1 protein-coding gene is annotated in these 257 nt (G+C 64.2%); it reads right to left on the bottom strand.

Features of this window, described 5'->3' with window-relative positions:
* The coding region (locus SB658_RS25400; RefSeq protein WP_486308222.1) for a hypothetical protein at positions 1-257 on the bottom strand (257 nt) is incomplete at both ends.

The raw sequence follows: 257 nt of genomic DNA, 5'->3' as shown, positions 1-257 counted from the left end.
CCATTGGCAATAACCACATGCCCCTCTGCGATCTGCTGCAGCGTCTCCGCCGGAATACCGTAGCGCAGACCGTGCGCGTCCCAGGAAACCGCAAAGCCGCCGGATTGTGCGCGGCGCTCGAATTCGGCTTCAGAGACGGCGAGATGATCCTCGCCACCGGCATCGCCGTCACGGGTGATGACACGCCGGACGAACACGATATCCGCACGGCCACGCAACCGCTCGGCCGCAAAAGCCATCAGCGTATCCTTGCCGGC

It is taken from the genome of Bacillus sp. SIMBA_008 (genome assembly GCF_046535495.1).
GTDB classification, from domain to species: domain Bacteria; phylum Bacillota; class Bacilli; order Bacillales; family Bacillaceae; genus Bacillus; species Bacillus subtilis.
The sequence above is the reverse complement of the archived record's forward strand: the minus strand, read 5'-3'. Positions and strand labels throughout refer to the sequence as shown.